At 59.9% G+C, this 1,373-nt stretch carries 1 protein-coding gene; it reads left to right on the top strand.

Annotated elements, in window-relative coordinates; all coding sequences use genetic code 11:
- Positions 1-136: 136 nt before the first annotated feature.
- Positions 137-1,162: an IS110 family RNA-guided transposase gene (locus D3227_RS40320; RefSeq protein ID WP_095090353.1), complete on the top strand. Its 1,026-nt coding sequence runs from the start codon at positions 137-139 to the stop codon at positions 1,160-1,162.
- Positions 1,163-1,373: the final 211 nt, after the last annotated feature.

Raw genomic sequence — 1,373 nt, 5'->3', positions numbered from 1 at the left:
ACATGGGGTAATCGCGGGAGCCGCGTCCACGTGCCGCTTTGTAGCCCTTGCGCATAGGCGGCGGTTGTTCCCCGATATGATGAAAACGGGCTCCCGAGTCGGACCCGGGCCCAGCAGCAATCGGAGAACAACAACCATGGACCAATTTATCGGCCTTGATGTGTCATTGAAAGAGACCTCGATCTCGGTGCGGCAGAATGGCAAGCGGAGCTGGCGCGGCAAATGCCCATCTGATCCGAAGTTGCTGGCCGAAGTGATCTGCAAGCGTGCGCCCAACGCGAAGAAGATCGTCTTCGAGACCGGCCCCTTATCGGTCTGGTTCTATCATGCGCTGACGGGGGAAGGCCTGCCGGCGATCTGCATCGATGCCCGTCACGCCAAAGCGGCGCTCGACATGGCGCCGAACAAGACCGATGCGAACGATGCAGACGGTCTGGCGCAGCTTGCAGAAGTTGGCTTTTACCGGGAGGTGCGGGTCAAGCAGTATGACAGCATGCTGACCCGCACACTGGTAGCCGCGCGCAGCCAGCTGATCAAGATCGTAACCGAGCTGTCCAATCAGATCCGTGGGCTGATGAAGACATTCGGGCTGGTCGTTCCCAAGGGTGCCGGCCGCGTATTCGAAGCCAATGTCCGAAACCTGATTGTCGACAACAAGGGACTGGAGCGGATTATCCTGCCTCTGCTCGAGACCTGGCGCACCGTGCGCGACCGGGCGGCGGAACTTGATCGGCAGCTTGTCGCCGCTGCGCGGGAAAGCGCGCCATGTCAGCTGCTGGTGTCGATACCGGGTGTTGGCTCGGTTGTCGCAGCCTCCTTCGCTTCAGCGATCGAGGCTCCGGAAAACTTCAGGACATCTCGTTCAGTTGGTGCGTGGCTCGGTCTCACCACCCGGCGCTACCAGTCGGGAGAAGTTGATTTTGACGGGCATATATCGCGGCGTGGCGACAACCATCTGCGGGGGCTGCTTTATCAAGCTGCCGTGGTGATCCTAACGAGAACCCTTGCTGACAGCACGCTTCGAACCTGGGGACTGAAGCTCAGGAAAAAGGTCGGCTTCAAGCGGGCCGCGGTCGCCGTGGCCCGCAAACTCGCTGTCATCATGCACACAATGCTGAAAACCGGCGAGCCTTTTGATCGGTCCGCCGGCGCGACCGCCTGAGATCGCACCGCATGGCATGGGAGACCACTCATGACTTGAAATTGAGCCACAACCAGATTGCGTCCTTTCTTCGGACACGCCGAGACGTCCCTGCCGGGACGTAGGTCGGGCCATTCCGCTATCGTGGGTTGCAGGTGCGTAACGTCCACGCAAACTGCGTTAATTACATTGGAAGGCCTCGCCTTGCGAATATCCATAATGCGGCGAACAG

It is taken from the genome of Mesorhizobium waimense, from assembly GCF_003601975.1.
GTDB lineage: Bacteria > Pseudomonadota > Alphaproteobacteria > Rhizobiales > Rhizobiaceae > Mesorhizobium > Mesorhizobium waimense.
This window is presented reverse-complemented; position numbering and strand designations above follow the sequence as displayed.